Annotated in this window: 11 protein-coding genes; 7 read left to right on the top strand and 4 right to left on the bottom strand. The window is 65.9% G+C overall.

Annotated elements, in window-relative coordinates:
• Positions 1-76: 76 nt before the first annotated feature.
• Positions 77-5,047: an apolipoprotein A-IV repeat region-like domain-containing protein gene (locus RHPLAN_RS26750; protein WP_068024538.1), complete on the bottom strand. Its 4,971-nt coding sequence runs from the start codon at positions 5,045-5,047 to the stop codon at positions 77-79.
• A gap of 563 nt (positions 5,048-5,610) precedes the next feature.
• On the opposite strand from RHPLAN_RS26750, the gene RHPLAN_RS26745 reads away from it, so the two are divergent.
• A complete protein-coding gene (locus RHPLAN_RS26745; RefSeq protein WP_068024534.1) occupies positions 5,611-5,967 on the top strand; it encodes an Hpt domain-containing protein in 357 nt (118 codons plus the stop codon).
• 107 nt (positions 5,968-6,074) lie between these two features.
• Positions 6,075-6,395 (top strand): 2Fe-2S iron-sulfur cluster-binding protein, encoded by a 321-nt coding sequence (locus RHPLAN_RS26740; RefSeq protein WP_068024532.1) that lies wholly within the window; start codon positions 6,075-6,077, stop codon positions 6,393-6,395.
• Positions 6,396-6,530: 135 nt separating this feature from the next.
• Here RHPLAN_RS26740 and RHPLAN_RS40250 read toward each other — a convergent pair whose 3' ends face one another.
• Positions 6,531-6,986, bottom strand: coding sequence for an acyl-CoA thioesterase (locus RHPLAN_RS40250; RefSeq protein WP_068024530.1), 456 nt, complete (start codon positions 6,984-6,986; stop codon positions 6,531-6,533).
• A gap of 184 nt (positions 6,987-7,170) precedes the next feature.
• Between RHPLAN_RS40250 and RHPLAN_RS26730 the strand changes: the two genes are divergently transcribed.
• The 5 genes from RHPLAN_RS26730 (at position 7,171) to RHPLAN_RS26710 (ending at position 13,557) form a co-directional block, all read left to right on the top strand.
• On the top strand, positions 7,171-8,199 hold the full coding sequence (locus RHPLAN_RS26730; RefSeq protein WP_068024527.1) for an NAD(P)/FAD-dependent oxidoreductase: 1,029 nt from the start codon (positions 7,171-7,173) through the stop codon (positions 8,197-8,199).
• Between the two features lie 292 nt (positions 8,200-8,491).
• Positions 8,492-11,230, top strand: coding sequence for a xanthine dehydrogenase family protein molybdopterin-binding subunit (locus RHPLAN_RS26725; protein WP_237179922.1), 2,739 nt, complete (start codon positions 8,492-8,494; stop codon positions 11,228-11,230).
• Positions 11,227-11,751 carry a (2Fe-2S)-binding protein gene (locus RHPLAN_RS26720; RefSeq protein WP_068024522.1) on the top strand — a complete coding sequence of 175 codons (525 nt, stop codon included), beginning with the start codon at positions 11,227-11,229 and terminating at the stop codon, positions 11,749-11,751. Before RHPLAN_RS26725 ends, RHPLAN_RS26720 begins: the two co-directional genes overlap by 4 nt.
• Before the next feature lie 19 nt (positions 11,752-11,770).
• The gene (locus tag RHPLAN_RS26715; protein WP_068024519.1) at positions 11,771-12,388 is read left to right on the top strand and encodes an Isoquinoline 1-oxidoreductase subunit; all 618 of its coding nucleotides are present in this window, start codon (positions 11,771-11,773) and stop codon (positions 12,386-12,388) included.
• Between the two features lie 77 nt (positions 12,389-12,465).
• Positions 12,466-13,557, top strand: coding sequence for a hypothetical protein (locus RHPLAN_RS26710; protein ID WP_068031893.1), 1,092 nt, complete (start codon positions 12,466-12,468; stop codon positions 13,555-13,557).
• A 9-nt stretch (positions 13,558-13,566) separates the two neighbouring features.
• Here the strand turns inward: RHPLAN_RS26710 and RHPLAN_RS26705 are convergent, their stop codons facing one another.
• Complete coding sequence (locus tag RHPLAN_RS26705) at positions 13,567-15,585, bottom strand: SGNH/GDSL hydrolase family protein (RefSeq protein ID WP_084245595.1); 2,019 nt, start codon at positions 15,583-15,585, stop codon at positions 13,567-13,569.
• A gap of 99 nt (positions 15,586-15,684) precedes the next feature.
• Positions 15,685-17,061: a hypothetical protein gene (locus tag RHPLAN_RS26700; protein WP_068024517.1), complete on the bottom strand. Its 1,377-nt coding sequence runs from the start codon at positions 17,059-17,061 to the stop codon at positions 15,685-15,687.
• Positions 17,062-17,190: the final 129 nt, after the last annotated feature.

The following is a 17,190-nucleotide window of genomic DNA, read 5'->3' as shown; positions in this document are numbered from 1 at the left end:
CAGCGTTTGTTGCCGATCAAAACGAAACGGGCGCGCCGTTCAGGCGCGCCCGTTTGCATTTGTATGGCCGTTTCGGCTATTCGCCGCCGAAGCGTCCCGCCGCGTGGCCCAGCATGGTGTAGACCTTGCCGGTTTCCGAGGTGAGGTAGCTGCGCGCCACGACCTGATCGCGGTCGTTGCGGGCGACTTCCTCGAGGAGCCGCTCGAACTCGCCGATGTAGCGGTCGACTGTCAGCTTGAACTCGCGGTCGGTGCGGTACTTGTTGCGCAGCTCGTCGAACGTCTGCTGGCCCTGCAAGGTGTAGAGGCGCCGGTTGAAGACGTTGCGCTCGCCGCGCTTGTAGCGATCCCACAGCTCGGCGACCGCGTCGTGATCGATCATCCGCGCGATATCGACGGAGAGCGAGTCGAGCGACTCGAGCGGTTGGCGCGCCGGGCGTTCATCGCCGCGGCCCTGAGCCTGCCGCGGCTCCGCGGCGCCGGTCGGGTTCGAGGCGCGGTGCAGAAGCTCCGACAGCCAGCCGTTGCGGGCGTTGCCCTGGCCCTGCTGGCCGGGGCTGAGCGACGGCGATTCAGCGCGGCGCGGCGGCAGCGACGTCGCACCGGTGATGTCGGCTCGCGGCGGCGGCGCCTGACGGGGCGGCTCCTGACGCGGGGCTGCTTCCATGCGCGGCGCGGCTTCCACCACCCGGGCCGGCGCGCCGGCGGTGGCGTAGGCCGGCTGACGGGCCGCCGCCTGATCGGGGAGGTCCATGCCGCGGCCGTGCTTGGCGACGATGCGGTTGAGCTCGGCCAGCGCCTCGATCTGATCGACGATCACGCGGCGCATCTGCGCGGCGCTGTCGGCGGTCTCCTGCGGCAGCTCGAGAATGCCACGGCGCAGTTCGCTGCGGGTCGCCTCCAGCTCGCGCTGCATCTCCGCCGCCATCTCGCGCATGCCCTGCAGCGTCTCGGTGAAGCGCTGCGTGGTCTGCGAGAACATCTCGTGCGTTTCGCCGGAGTGCTCGTTGTAGATGCCGTGCAGCAGTTCGCTGGCGCGGCGGCGCTCTTCCTCGAGGATGCGGGCGCCTTCAGCGCTCGATTCCGCGACGATGCGCGCGATCTCACGGGCGCGATTGTTGGCGCCGTCGAGCGACTCGTCGAGCAGGCCGGCGAAGCGCTTGAGGCGCTGCTCGATGTCCTCGGTGCGGGTGTCGAGCGACTCCACGAGCTGCTCGATCGAGGCGCGCCGCTCGGCGAAGGTGCCCTCGGTGCGGCGGTTGCTCTGATCGATCAGCGCCACCGCCTCGACCAGTCCGCGGCCATGAGCCTCGAACTGCGTGGCGAGCCCGCTGAGATCCTCCAGCGCCTTGTTGGTTACGGTGTTGAACGCGCTGATGTGCTGGTCGACCTGCGTGCTGCTGAGGCCGGCCTTCTCCGACACCTCGTTCATGGTGGCCACGAACTCGGACACGCGGCTGACCAGCGTGTTCTCGACCGCGCTCATGTTCTCGTGGGCGCCGCTCAACACCTCTTGGAGGAGGATGTTGGCTTCGCGGAGCCGCTCGAACAGGGTCGTGGTGTCGGTGCGCAGCATGTTGTGCGTCTCCATCATCTCGGAGACGCTCGTCGCGGTGATCTGCCGCGACTGATCGATCACGGACTGGGTGCTGTCCTGGAACTCCTTCAGCGTGCGATTGACCGTGCTGGTCGAGTTCTGCGTAGCCTCGTTGACGAGGCGGGCGATCTGCTCGCTGTTGTCCATCATGGTGCGCGTGAAGTTGAAGCCCTGGGCTTCGATCGACTTCACCGCATGGTCGGTCGCCTTGATGACCTCGGTCGAGAACTCCTTGCTCTTGCCGCTCAGCGCGGCAAGGAGCGTCGAGGAGTTGGCGTCGAGCACCTTGGTCATCTCCAGCGCACGGCCGGAGACCTGCTGGCTGATCTCTTCGGCCTTGCCGACGAAGCTGCGGGCCACCTCGGCGCTGACGCCAAGGAGAGTGCGCTCGACGTCGCCGGCGTTCTGCTTGAGAACGTTGCTGACGCCCGCCGACACCGCGGTGAGCGTGCGCTCGACATCGGTGGCGTTCTGCTTGAGCGTGGTGCTGACGCCGTTGGAGATGGCGTTGAGGGCCCGCTCCAGGTCGGTGGCGTTCTGCTTGAACGAGTTGGTGACGTTGCCGGTGACGCTCACGACCGAGCGCTCGGTGACGCCGGTGATGTTGGCGACCGCCTGCGTGGCCTCGACGTTGGCGCGGTTGATCGCCTGGATCGCCTCGGCCGAGTTGGTCTTGATCGTCTCGGCCAGCGCCGACAGGCGGCCATCGAGCGCTTCGGCCGCTGACCGGGTGCGCGAGTCGATGTGCTCGTTGATGGCGTCGATGCGGCCGGTCCACAGGTTCTCGAAGCGGCCGATCACGGCGCTGACAGCGCGCTCGGATTCGCCTGACACGGCGCCGAGCGTGCGCTCTGCCGCGTTGGTGGCCTGGGTGACCGTGCGCTCGGCTTCGCTCGACGCGTTGCCCAGCGCCTGCACGGCCGTGGTGGCGTTGCTGGTGATGGTCGCAGAAAGCTGCTCCATCCGGTGTTCCAGCGCTTCGGTGACCTGGCGCGTGCGCTGCTCGATCTGGCCGGAGATCGCTTCAGTGCGGCCGAGCCAGAGGTTCTCGAAGTGGGTGAAGACCTTGTTCAGGGTGGTCTCGGCACCGGTGGTGACACCGGTCAGCGTGCGCTCGGTGGTCTCGTTCAGCACGCCGATGCTGCGCTCGGCCTCGCCCGCGGTGTGGGTGAGGGACTCGGTCGCATGCTGGCGGGTCTGCACGATGGTCTGGGTCGCGGCGCTGGTGGTCTGGTTGACCGCCTGCATCGCTTCGGCGGCGGCGCGGCCGATCGACTGCGCGGCATCCGAGGTGTTGACCTTGATGGTCGTGGCGAGCTGCTCGATGCGCGAGTTGAGCGCGTCGGCGGCCGCCTTGGTGCGGACCTCGATCTGCTCGGTGACGTGCTCGGCGCGGCCGATCAGGAGCTGCTCGAAACGGCCGATGCGGGTGTCGAGGTTGTTCGAGACCTCGATGGCACGGGTGCCGAGCGCGCGATCGATCTGCTCGATCTTGGTGCCGACGGTCTCGGCGAGCGCCTGACCGCGGGTGTTGATGATGCCGGTGACGTCGCTGATGCGCTTGTCGAGGGCGGTGACGACCTCCTTGCCGCCTTCGGCCAGCGTCTTGGCGATGTCCATGACGCGAGAGGCGAGGGCGTCGTTGAGCGTCTGCGTGCGGCTGTCGAGCGCCTCCTGGAAGCGGGCGAGCCGCTGATCCAGCGTGGCGGTGACTTCGGTCGACTTGGTCGAGACCTTGCCGTCGAAGCCGTCGATGTATTCGCGCATCGCGCCGCCAACCTCGGAGGTGCGCTGGCCGAGACGCTCGACCAGTTCGCCGCCATAGGTCTTCACGGTGCGGTCGAACTCGGCGAGGTGCCGGGTGATGAGGTTGCCCAGCGTCGAGCTGTCGCGCGTGATCTTCTCGGCGAGCTCGGCGCCGCCGTGGGAGAACATCTCCTCGAAGGCCTGCAGGCGGGCGGCCAGCATCTCGCGCACCGAGTCGCCTTGCGTGGCGACCGTGGAGGCGAGGTGCTCGGCGTTCTCGCGGAAGGTCTCGGTGACCTTGTCGCCGCGGGTGACGATGGTCTCGGTGATGCGCTCGCCGGTCTGCTCGAGCTTGGACACGACGTCGCCGCCGCGCAGGCTGAGATCGAGGACGAGCGAGTCGCCGGTGGACTTGAGCGTCGAGTTGACCTCGTCGCCGGAGGTCGCAATCGATTCCGCAAGACGGCTGGAGGTGTCGACCAGTGTCTCGGTGATCTGCTGCGAACGGTCTTCCATGAGCTGAACGACCGCGGTGGACTTCTGCGTGAAGCCCTGCGTCACCTCGTCGAGGCGCTCTTCCATCATCTGGGCGAGGTTCGTGGTGAGACCCGCGAACTCCTCGGTGATGTGGTCGGTCTTGAAGTTCAGGCTCGAAGTGAGTCGGTCGCTGGCGTTGGAGATGGCGTTGGCGGTCTCGCCGCTGGTGCGCTCCAGGCGCTCCAGCAGATCGCCGCCGCGCTCGCCGAGCGCCGCGATCATCGCGTCGCCGGCGCGGCCCAGCGCCATGGTGATGTGCTCGCCCTTCTCGGTGAGGGCGCCTGCGATCTTCTGCGCGCTTTCGTTGACGCGCTCGGCGACGTGGTCGCTGACCGAGGAGATGTCGTGGGACAGGTCGAGATGCACGCCGGTGATGGCGTTGCGGACCTGCTCGGCCTGGCCGACCAGGGTGTCGCGCTGATGCGCGAGGGTCTCAAGCAGGCCGCGGATGCGGACTTCGTTGTCGTTATAGGCACGCTCGAGCGCCGACACTTCGTTGGCGACAAGCGCTTCGAGCTCGGCGGCACGCGCGAGCGCACGCTCGACGCCGTCGCCCATGGCGGCGACTTCGCGGCGGATCGCCTGGCCGACCGAAACCATCGACTCGCGGGCGACTTCCTCGGGCTCGGCAAGCTTCATGGCGACGCTCGCCATCGACTGCGCGATGACGCGCAGCTCCTGGGCGCGCCACACCATGTGCGCCATGACGTAGAAGAACAGCACCGGCGCGAGCAGGAAGCAGGCGAACCCGAACATCGCCGGGATGCTGGCCGCGCCGTGGGCCAGCGAGTCGCGCAGGCCGGGCAGGAACAGGAAGGCGAGAACGCTGCCGCCGATCACCCAGGCGAAGGCGAAGAGAGTGGCGACGAAGTACGAGGTCTTCGGCGGGCGGCGCTGCAGGGTCTGCAGGATCTGGCCGATCGACTGCCGGTCGTCGTTGGCGGCTTGCTGACCGGAACGAAGGTCGTTGGAGTCCGAGCCTTCGAACAGGCCCTTGTCGGCGGAAGGCGTCTGGCGGCTGGCGCGGCGTTCGCGCGGCGACTGAGGCTGGTCCGCCGTCGCGTCCGAACGTGCCGAACTGGGCTGTTCGTTGGCGCCTAGCACCTCCTGGATCGCATTCAGGGCGGTATCCGTCGGATCTTTGGCCTTCTTCGGATTCGTAGCCATTGGCTGTCGCCTCACTCTCTACAACTGGACCCCGGGCCGAGCTTGACAAATGTGCCGCATTTCCAAGGCTTGGCCTGACACTTGTGAGTGTCGCTTTATCCCCTTAATCGTCGCCGATCCCCTAACTGACCGGCGGTAGACGGGTCGCCTTCCTGCATAAACGGTTGTTGGGTTACCCAACACTTTCCACAGAAATGCCCACAGGCTCCCCACCGTACGTCAACCATCCTATCGGCTTGGCATTGCGAAAGAAATGTCGACCGTAAGGGTTTTTTAATCATCGTTAATTGGGCGCCCCAAGAGCGTGAATTCTGGCGGGGTCCTGCGGCCGCGAAGCCAGACCCTGCCTCGATTCTCGGATGGTTAACCGGACGTGGTTGAAGTTCGCCACAGTCGTTAAAGTTGGGACAATTTTAGGGCCGGAAGACGGCAACGGTTAACCAGCCACACATTTCCACGCTTCACGGCCGCCGATTTTCCGCACGGGTTTTACCCGGCCTTCGTCGATCTCCGGTCATGCTCCGCGGATAGAAGGGCGCAAAGCCCACCGGGGGAGACGAAGAATGGCAACCGTTGAGAAGCTGGTGGAGACCAAACCGGCCATCGATATCGAGCATCTGGGCCGCATGACGCTCGGCGAGCGGAGCCTGGAGCGCGAGGTCCTGGAACTGTTCGACCGGCAGGCCGACATCCTGCTGCCGCGCATCCGCCGCGGCGACCCGGCGCTGGCAGCGGCCTCGGCCCATACGCTCAAGGGTTCGGCGGTCGGCATCGGCGCTTTCGAGGTGGCGCGGGCCGCCGAAGCTGTGGAACGCGCCCAAAAGAACGCGCGGGACGGCAACGTCATGACCGCTATCGACAGGCTTGCGGTCGTTCTCGAGGAGACCAAGGCCGAAATCGCGCGGCGTTTGGCCAACTGAGCGCAGGGCAGGTCCAGGCATTCCCCGCTAGCGCCGCCTCCGCCGACCCGTTAGAAGAGGCCGCCCGGCCGTCCGGCCGGCGATCTCCCCTGACGGCCCACGGTCCTATGCCCAAGATCACCTTTATCGATTTCGCTGGCTCCTCCCGCACCATCGACGCCGACGTCGGCGCGACCGTGATGGAAACCGCGATCAAGAACGACGTTCCCGGCATCGAGGCCGAATGCGGCGGCGCCTGCGCCTGCGCGACCTGCCATGTCTATGTCGACGAAGCCTGGCGCGAGAAGGTCGGCGGTCCGACGCCGATGGAAGAGGACATGCTCGACTTCGGCTATGACGTGAAGCCGAATTCGCGGCTGTCGTGCCAGATCAAGGTCACCGACGCGCTCGACGGGCTTGTGGTGCGCACGCCCGAGCGGCAGGCTTAACCGGTCCGCTGTCATTCCGGGGCGCGCCGAAGGCGCGAACCCGGAATCCAGACACATCAGCAGTCCCTGCTTTACTGGATTCCGGGTTCGCACGCTTCGCGTGCGCCCCGGAATGACCGCGCTTGGTGTGGCGCTCTATACCCCCTGAAGCTTCCACGGACTAAGCCGCGCGATTGCTTCCTCCGGCAGCGGCGTCGCCTTGCGCGTCTTGATGTCCATGCAGACCAGCGTGGCCTGGCCTGCTGAGGCGCAGACGCCGTCGCGGAAGATCGCCTGCGACACCTTGAACGACGAGCGGCCGAAGCTTGCGACCCCGGTGCCGATGTCGACCGTGCCGGGCCAATTCAGCTCCTTGATGTAGTCGACCTCCATCCGCACCATCACGAAGGTCAGCCCCGGCACGCCGATCCCGAGATCCTTGTTGCGAAACATTGCGACCCGGCCGGTCTCGAAATAGGTGAGGAACATCGCCTGGTTGACGTGGCCCTGCGGGTCGAGATCGCCGAAGCGGATGTTGTCGGTGACCCGGTGCGGGTACTCGGCAAGCTGCGGCGCGGGCTTCCGGGCCGGCCGGGCGGGCTGGTCGTTCACGATGATGTCCTTGCGAGGGGCGGGGCGGGAGGATGTTTCTGCTTCAGGGGCCGATAGTCGGCGATTTGGGCCCATAGGCAAAGAGCCGCGAAGGACCCCCTTTTCGCAAGCGCCCATGACCGCTAGACAGACGGCCGACACTCCGCAATCCCGCTGACAATCCAACGAAATTAGACCTGTTCTCATGAGCGAAGCGATCAAGACTGACGTGCTGATCATCGGTGCCGGCCCGGTCGGCCTGTTCGGCGTGTTCGAACTGGGACTGCTCGACATCAAGTGCCATCTCGTCGACATCCTCGACAAGGTCGGCGGCCAGTGCGCCGAGCTTTATCCCGAGAAGCCGATCTATGACATTCCGGCGATCCCGAAGATCTCCGCGCAGGGTCTGGTCGATCAGCTCATGGAGCAGATCAAGCCGTTCGGCCCGCAGTTTCATCTCGGCGAGATGGTCGAGACCATCGAGCGGATCGGTGAGCCGCTGTTCAAGGTGACGACCGATCGCGGCAAGGTGTTCGAGACCAAGCTGGTGGTGATCGCGGCCGGCGGCGGCTCGTTCCAGCCCAAGCGCCCGCCGATCCCGGGCATCGAGGCTTACGAGGGCACCTCGGTGCACTACTCGGTGCGCAAGATGGATGCGTTCAAGGACAAGAAGATCCTGATCGTCGGCGGCGGCGACAGCGCGCTCGACTGGACGCTCAACCTCGCGCCGATCGCCAAGCACCTGACGCTGCTGCACCGGCGGCAGGAGTTCCGCGCCGCGCCCGACAGCGTCAACAAGATGACGGCGATGCTGAACGAGGGCGCCATCGACTTCGTGATGGGACAGGTCACCGGCCTCGAAGGCGCGAACGGCCAGATCACCGCGGCGAACGTCAAAGGCAGCGACGGCTCGACGTTCCATGTCGCCTGCGACGCCATGCTGCCGTTCTTCGGGCTCACCATGAAACTCGGCCCGGTCGCGAACTGGGGCCTCAAGCTCAATGAGGACGTGATCCCGGTGAGCACCGAGACCTTCGAGACCAGCGAGCCCGGCATCTTCGCCATCGGCGACATCAACACCTATCCGGGCAAGCTCAAGCTCATCCTCTCGGGCTTCCACGAGGTCGCGCTGATGTCGCAGAAGGCGCACCGCTACGTCTATCCGGACAAGCGGCTGACGTTCCAATACACGACGTCATCGACCAATCTGCAGAAGAAGCTCGGCGTCGCCTGACGTCCGAGGCATTGCCCGGTCCGACGAAGCATCGGGCCGGGCTTCATCATACATTTCAATTCAATTGTTGGTTCGTCGCTTCTCTTTTTGATCAGGCAGGAAATTGAAAAGGCGTGTCCGTTGCACGATCTGCGACGAGCTTGGCTCGTTTGTTTGCGACGAATCAGCTTAGGTGCTGCTTCCAAATGGATTGAAATTTACGGGGTGGAAGCGAATGACTGTGGCGTGCCTGCGAGAGCACGGTCCGGCAGATTCGAACAGGTCCTCCCGGCGTGAATTTCTGAAATATGTGATGGCGAGCGGAATATCGCTCAGCCTGTCACGCTTGGGGGCAGCGGAGCAGCGCTCTGTTGCAGCCTACGAGACGCTTCCGGGATCGCAGCAATGGAACCCGGCGGCCGGCGGTGCCGGCCGCATCGACGGCGTGGCCAAAGCGACCGGCGCCAAGCTCTATGCGTCCGACTTTCGGGCCGCCGATCTGCCGGGCTGGCCGGCCGATACGTCGCACGCCATTCTCGTCCGCGCGCCGGACGCGACACATGTCTATACCGGCCTCGATCTCGCCAGGCTCTCCGGCGCGCTGAAGCCTTCGGTGGTGGTGACCGCGGAAGACCTCGCGCGAAGCGGCATCAGCACGCCCGAGTTCTATGCCGGCGATCTGTTCTGCCCGGCCGGCAAGACGCCGATCTACATGGGGCAGCCGGTGGCCCTGCTGATCTTCGAGCAGTTCGATGCGTTCGATCAGGCGCGGCTTGCGCTGCGCGATGGGACGTTCGTGAAGTTTGGCGAGGAAACCGGTCCCGTCTCGCTGCCCAACTATGGCGCGTTTCGCTTCACGCGCGTGGCTGGCGCCACGCCCGACGCGCCCGATGTCTATTCGCCGCTGCAGGAAGGCTGGGTCAATCCAGGACAATTTCAAAACACGGCTCTGCCGGTCTGGGTGCCGTTCGCGAAGGAGACGCCGGCTGATTATGCGAAGGCCGCGACGCATGGCGAAGCCATCCGGGCGCAACTTTCGGCAGACGATCCGGCTCTGCTGGTGCTCGATCGCGCATTCGAAACGCAATCCGTCGATCCGATGTTTCTCGAGCCGGAGTCCGGGATCGCCTGGTACGGCAACAAAGACAAGAAGCTCGAGCTGGTGATCGGCGTTCAGTCGCCCTTCGAAGCGGCGGAGTCCGTCGCCTCGATGCTGAGCAAGGCCAGCGCTCCCATCAAGCCGGCTCACATCAACACGCAATTCGCCTATGTCGGCGGCGGTTTCGGCGGACGCGACCATACGCCGTTTCCACTCTACGTCGCTTTGGCTGCGTTGTTCTTCCCGGGGCGTGCGGTCAGGCTGGCTCACGATCGCTATCAGCAGTTCCAGGGCGGAATCAAACGGCACCCGTTCAAGATGCGCAGCCAGATCGGGATCGATCGCGCGACCGGACGGATTCAGGCGTTTGCCGCCGACCACGTGCTCGACGGTGGCGGTCTCGCGAATTTCTCGGCCAACGTTGCGACCTGCGCCGCGACCGCTGCGATCGGCATCTATGATGTTCCGAAGGTCGACGTCACCACCGTCGCGCTGCATTCACGCGGCGTGACCGCGGGGTCGATGCGCGGCTATGGATCGCTCCAGACCATGACGGCGCTGGAGGTGCTGATCGACGAGGCCGCGGCCGCGCTGCAACTCGACCCGATCGAGTTCCGGCGGCGCAATGCGCTCAAGCCCTCTGGCCGGACCATGACGGGCAATCCGTACTTCGTCTCCGTCCGCACCACCGAAATCCTGGACAAGCTCGAGAAGCATCCGATCTGGCAGCAGCGCGCCCAGCACAAGGCCAGCGCACGCGACGGAACCCTTGTCGGCACGGGTGTATCCTGCGTCACGAAAGACTATGGCACTGGCGGCGACTGCACGCAGGGACGCGTGGAGATCGGCGCGGACGGCCGGATCTCGATCCACTGCGATCATGTCGAGATGGGCAATGGCATAGGGACGGCGCTCGCCAACCGCGTTGCGCGCCATCTGGGCGCGGTTGCCGGCGAAGTCTCGGTGGCGCGCGTCGACACCTATGACGCGCTGGGGCTCGTCACGTCCGGCGATTCCCGCACCATGGACCAGAAGACGCAGGACGCCGCCGGGAAGAATCCGCGCTGGGTCCCCGCGATCAGCTCGGCGACCAGCGCATCGATCGGTGCCCATGTCGGAACCCATGCCGCCGCCGAGGCGGCGCGCGTGATCTTCCGGTTCGGGTTGTGGCCGGCGGCGCTCCAGCTCTGGCGCATTGCGCCGGCCGACCCGCGGGCCAGGCAATGGGAGAAGGCGTCGTGGAAGGACGGGCAGCTCATCATGCCGGGCCTCGAGCCGCTGGCATTGCCGAGACTTGCCGCGACGGCACACGCGCGCCAGTTCGTCACCGGCGCCATGACCCATGGCTTTTCGCGCTGGGCATGGTCGCGTGCGCGCTTTCCGATTTCCGGCGAGCAATACCGGGCTGAAATCGATGCGCTCGCGATCCGCAGGGGCGGCGGTAAATTCCAGCGCGTCGATCGCGTCAGCGTCAAATTCCCGCCGACCAACAACAACCGCATCGGCGTGGGTTTCACCGCGCTGTGCGGGACGCTGGTCCGCATCGAGATCGAGCGCGCAACAGGCGCGTTGCGCATCGCCAAGGCCTACAGCGTGCTCGAGTGCGGCGAGGCGCTCGTGCCCGAGGTCGTGCTGGGACAGTCGCAGGGCGGCTTCGCGATGGGTGTCGGCTATGCGCTTCTCGAAACGCTGCCGCCCTACGAAGGCGGCCCGGGCAACGGGAAATGGAACCTGGGGCAGTACCTGATCGCGCGGGGATCGGATCTGCCGCTGCGCGACCTCGAGATCGAGGTCCTGCCGCCGCTGACCCCTGACGAGTCGCCGAAGGGAATGGCGGAGGTCGTGATGATTCCCGTCGTGCCGGCACTCCTGAGCGCGATCCATGACGCCACCGGCAAGCGATTCCAATCGCTGCCGGTGACGCAAGCCACGCTCAAAGGGGCGCTCGCATGACGGCACTGCGCATCACCATCAATGGCCGCGCGCACCCGCCGATGGACGTGCGCGACGATCTGACGATGAACGATTTTCTGCGCGAATATCTCGGCATGACCGGCACCAAGTTCGGCTGCGGTGCCGCGCAATGCCTGAGCTGCGCGATCATCGTCGACGATCCCGACGGCACGAGCCACACCAGCCCGACTTGCGTCGTCCCGGCGGTGAGCTTCGACGGCAAGTCAATCCGTACCGTCGAAGGCCATGCGAAGAACGGCGAACTCACGGCGCTGCAGAAGGCGTTTATCGACCATTTCGCGTTCCAATGCGGCTACTGCACCGCAGGCTTTCTCAACGAAGGCCAGGCCCTGCTCGAACGCCTGGCGAAGAAGCCGATCGTGCGCGGGCAGCTGGAGGCAACCATCGCCGAGGCGTTCGACGGACATCTGTGCCGCTGCACGGGCTACATCAAATATCATGAGGCGGTGCGTGACGTGATCCTCGCGGATTCGTCACGTTACATCGCTGCCGGCGGCTGAAGGACCGGAGCGGGCGAACATGAACTCCGGAAAACGGCTTCGGATTTTGCTCCCGCTCGGGGCATTCGCGGTGAGCCTGCTCGCCGGCGAGGCCGTTTCCGAGACCGCTCCGGATAAGCTCGCGGGCCCCGAAAGCTTTGCGGGGATCAGCGACACGGAGAAAAGATCAGCCGCGTACTTCACCGAGCTCAGCAAGGTGCTCACGCATCCGCGCTGCTCGAACTGCCATCCGGCCGGCGACCGGCCGAGCCAGACCGACCAAATGCGTCCGCATCAGCCGCCGGTTTGGCGTGGCGCGGACAATCATGGCACTCCGGCCATGCGCTGTTCCATTTGCCACGGCAACGCGAACTTCGAGCCGGGCCGCATGCCGGGGCATCCCGAGTGGCAGCTCGCGCCGGCTTCGATGGCATGGGCCGGCAAAACCATCGCGGAAATCTGCGAACAGATCAAAGACCCGGCGCGCAACGGCGGTCGCAAGGTCGAAGACCTGATCCATCATATCGGTGAAGACACGCTTGTCGGCTGGGCATGGGCGCCGGGCTTCGGCCGTTCGCCTGCGCCCGGCACGCAGCGGCAGGCGGGTGCGCTTGTCGAGGCTTGGGTGAGAACCGGAGCGGCATGCCCGTCTCGGTGAATCGGCCGGCGGTATGCACCGCCGGTGTCATGATCGCGCCATCGGGTCAGATGGCCATGATGCAAGGGGAGGGGATGATGAAAACCTGTGTGCGCCTGGCTTTGGCGGCAGCGTTGCTTTCAAGCGGCATCGCAACGGCGGGGGCGCAGAGCCTGCCCCCGTACATGGCGCCGATCGCGGGCCGAACCGCGTCGACACCGTCCGACACGGCGATGAAGGATATGCTCGCCCTCAATGCCGGGATGTTCGAGCTGTACGACAGCGCCGCAAGAGTCTTTCAGAAAAACATCCTGAGCAAGCATCCCGTCATCCTCGGGCTGTTCTCCGGCGCCGGCGGCCGGCTGATCCTCTATCGGCCGGGACAGCCACCGCTCGACGCGCCGCAGGTGCCGATCGTCTATCAACTGCTGAAGTCGGTCGGCCACAGCACGATGGCGCTGGCGCAGATCGTCGGTCCTTATCTGGACAACCCCGATGACAAATCCTGGCGCGGCGCGATGGCGGCTTACCGCAGCCGCATGCAATCGGCGCTCGACGGTCTCGATCTCACGCCGATGGAGCCGGAATGGCGGGACAACAACCGCACCATCCTGCAGAACAATATCGCGTTCATGGACGACTGCCTGGCAGCGGGCGTGATCCCGTTCGCCAAGCTCGAAGCCTTCGGCAAGAAGCAGGCGCCCTATCTTGCGAAAGACGTCGCATGGGCGGCGCAGACGCAGGTCAAGCACTGGATGGGAGTGCTGGCAGACTGGAAGGCGCAACTCGGCGCCGACTGGGACAAGACCTACGCGGCGAGCAACACCATCTATGTGGCGCGTCAGAACAACGTGATCTTCAGCGTGCTGGCGCAGTTCTTCGGCCCCGATGCCATGAACGACCGCTTGCTGCTGATCGAGACAGTCTCGTTCACGACCACGCCGGACGACATGCTTACGTCGCTGACCCGCATCATTGCCGACAGATCGGTCGGCTCGCTGTTCTTCGGCAACTATCACCTGATGGACTATGAGTTGATGGGGGGCGACGCGCGCGCCGCGATCATCGCGGAAACCAACCGGCGCGGCATGACGCCGTTCCTGCCTCCCGCGGTGCCGTTCGGCTCCAAGCAATGGCCGACCCTCGTCACGCCGGGGCCAGGACCGGCGTCGATCGCGGATCTGAAATAACCGACGCGCCTATTGCGCCGGCGTGGTGGCGAGCGGCGGCAGCGGCTGCGTCACCACGTCGGGCGGCGCTTTCAGGCCCAGCACATCGCGCGCGGCGGGCAACGCCGCGTCCGCCATCACGGCGTGACCTTCGGCGCTCGGATGGAAGGCGCCGCCGTAGACCGCCGACAACGCGCCCCAGGTGGCGTCATGGATGTTGCTCGGCTGCATGGTCGAGGGGAGCCCGCGCGGGAACGTCATCGCGGTGAAGTAGCTGTCGTTGGCGGTGCGGATCCAGCGCGCGCGCGACGCATAGGGCCGGAACTCGCTCGGCCGCCGCGAGCACACCATCGGCGAGGTTGCAGCGCTCACCGGATCGGAATCGAAGCTCTTGCCCTCGACCGAGAAGCAATCGCGGTCGAATTCCGGATCGTCGTTGGCATGCACGCAGAATCCGTGCTGCGTGAATGTGTCCTGATGCGTGGCAACGAAGGTCATGCGGTCCGATTCCATGTTGTTGCACAGGACGCCGCGCTCGCAGCGCGCCAGCGCCACGAGCTTCGGCAGGAAGCGGTCCATGACGAAATCGGTGACTTGCTTCAGCGCAGCGCCGTTGGCGTTGAACGACGGATGCACGTCGAGTCCGTCGCGGCCGCCGGGGCAGGGCTCGTCGCCGGCCATCGCGGGATGGCCATACGATGTATAGACTACCTTCGAAAGATCGCCGCCGATGAGCGGCTTCAGCGCCGCGCGCAGCCGGGCGAAGTTCTGTGGCAGGTTGCGATCGAGCAGCGTCTGCGCCTCCTGCACCGAGGTGATCAGGCCGCCCTGCTTGAACAGCACCCGCTCGACGCCGGCCGTGATGATGACGTCGGCGACGAGGCCCGAGAACTTGATGTCGTTGGCCCCGACCGTCAGCAGGATCAGGTCGAGCTTGCGGTCGGGGATTTGCTTGCGCGCCCGGCTCAAGGCGTCCTGCAACTGCGAAAGCTGTGATGGCACCGTGCCGGAGCAGCGGCCGGTGACGGGGCAGTCGCTCGCGCCCTGGCTGTCGAGGATGCCGGCCGGGATGGTCGCGCCGCTGCAGGCCAGCGGAATGAAGGTGACCGCGAGTTGCCGGTTTTCGATCGCAAGCGCCAGCGCCGTGCGAAGCTGATAGCCGTAGAGCGAGCGGTGGCATGCGGGTGACATCCACAATGCGCTTTTGCTGGCCCAGTCGCCGCTGGCTCCGCCGGGCGGTCCGACCGGATTGAGCTCGCAGGACTTGTCGCCTTCGTAGCCGGCGCGGCTCGGGCGGAAATACTCGCCGCGCGCCGGGCCGCCGAAGCGCTGGAAGCAGAAGCCTTCGTCGGCGAGCGCGATCGGCTTGTCGGGATTGCCTTCGCCGGCCGCGACCGAGTCGCCCATGCCGGCGATCAACAGGTCGCGCACTTGGATTTCGGCCGAGATGGTCTCGACGCTGTTGTCGGACCGCGTGATGCCGACCGCCGCGATGGTGGGCTTGCCGTAGGCGACGCGCTGGATCACGAGATCCGAGCAGGCGCCGTTGACCTGCTTCGGCGGAATGGTGCCGTCGTCGAAGCTCCAGTTGCACGTCGAGCCCGCAGGCACAGGGCCTGCGAGCCGCACGGCGATCAGGTGGTTCTTCGGCGCAAGATAGCTTTCCCGCTCGCCGTCGCGCTCGCAGGTCTCAAGCAGCGCACCTGCGGCGTTGAGGCAGAGATAGGGAAGGATCGCCTGCGCCCAGCCGCGTCCGCCGACAGCGCTTTCGAGTTGGTGCTCGGCGGCAAGGATGCTGCCGGCGCGTGCGGCGCGCACATGACGCTGAAAATCCGCCTCGCGCCGGAACAGGCGGAAGCGGTTCTTCACCTCCCATTCGATGCGAATGCCGGAGTCCGGCTGAGGCGACAGTTCGCCCAGGGGAGCGCCGGAGGGTTCGCCAGAGGGGGCGCCCAAGGGTTGGCTCAGGATCGGCTGCGCCGCGCCCGGCTCGGCGAAAAAGGGCAGGACGAGGAGGGCGGCGAGGGCCGCGAGGATGGGGATGCGCATCACGGACCAGATTGCGGGGCAATTGATCTAGTATCGCCACTGCGGCGGAATTGGGAGCGCATTTACGGCGTTCCAAGGGCCGCGGCCCTTGCAAGGCTGTCACGGAAGTGTGCTGCCGGCGGGCACCCCGGGCGGCACCCGGAGCGCGGCTTCCGCATCCCGGCGCTGCTCGTAAAGGCGCAACGCCGCAAGTCCTACGACCAGCGGCGCAAGCCATGCGAGCCGCGCCCCGTAGCGGTCGTGCGGATTGGAAAACACGCCGCAGACCACCGCGTTGGCCAGGAGCGCACAGGCGGTGGTGGCGGCAAGCTTGCCGAAGTCCGCCATGGCCTGACGCTGGCTGCCCCAAAGCATCAGCGGGACGAGCAGCAGCATGGCGGCGAGCGCGAGCGGCCGCTGGACGTCGTTGATCGCTGAAAAGCTCAACTCGCCGTGCTGTTGCCGCGCCGCATGCATGGCGGGCGCTGCATGCGGCGTGAATTTCTCGATGATGGCGTAGCTGTGCCACACCGAGTTGAGCACGCCTTCGCCGGTGGAGACGCGGACGAGCTGGCGCAGGGTCGCGACCGCCGCGGCTTGCAGCTGCCAGGCCGGATAGGCGCGCAGGCTTTCGGTGACGATCAATCCCATCTCGTTGCCGAGGCCGTCAAAGCGGCCGAGCTTGTTGAAGATGGTCCCGTTACCGCTCCAGAAAAACTCGTCAGCGTCGGTCGGAAGCTCGTGGCGGTAAGCGCAGAGGCGCAGCCGCTTGTCCGGACAATGCTCGTCGAGATAGCGCACGACGATGCCGTCTTGAAGCATGCGGCCGAATGACAATGCGATGCCGCCGGGTGTCCAGACGAAACGGCCGGAGGTCACATAGTTGGCGCTGAGCAGCAGCAGCGCGCCGAGCAGCACCGCCGCGGCGCTGCGCACGATGCCTTGCGGAGCTCCGATGCGCCGTACGGCTTGAACCACGACGGCTGCGAGCACCAGCGCCAGCACCACCGCGAAAGTGGCGCTGTGCGTGGCAACCGAAAACGCGATCAGCGCGACCAGCGAGCGGCGCTCAAGGCGGCTCAGTGCGTCGAAGCTGAAGATCAGCAGATAGGCGGCGAGCACCGCCAGAGCCGCGAATATATCGGTGAGCAGAATGCCGGACAGCCACGGCAGCGTGGTGAACAGGCACAGCACCGCCGTCACGCGCGGAACGAGCAGCGGCCGGTCGCCGAAACCCAGCACCCGCAGCAGCAGCGCGAGCATCCAGACCGTCAGCGCCGACTGCACGATCACGACGGGCCAGAAGTCCGGCCACGACAGCAGCGTCAGGAACAGGCCGTAGACCGTCGAGCGGCTCGGGACGAGATAGCCTTCAAACCAGCGCGCCAGATAGCCGCCGGTGTCGTATTGCAGGAGTGGAAACCGGTTCCAGACCGCAGGCGCGAGCAGGAACAAGGTGGCGGCCAACGCGCCACCGACACGTAGAACACGCGGCATGCAATTCCCCGACCCCCGCGACCCGGCTGGATTGTTTCGTGACAGCTTGATGAATGGCAATGGCAAGCGGCGTCGCAGACCTGCGGCAAAATTGCGCGTCACGGCGCGCTAATCTTTCAACGCGGGAGG

The organism is Rhodoplanes sp. Z2-YC6860 (assembly GCF_001579845.1).
Taxonomy (GTDB): domain Bacteria; phylum Pseudomonadota; class Alphaproteobacteria; order Rhizobiales; family Xanthobacteraceae; genus Z2-YC6860.
Note: the sequence above shows the minus strand (reverse complement) of the source record. Positions and strands in the feature narration are given on the sequence as shown.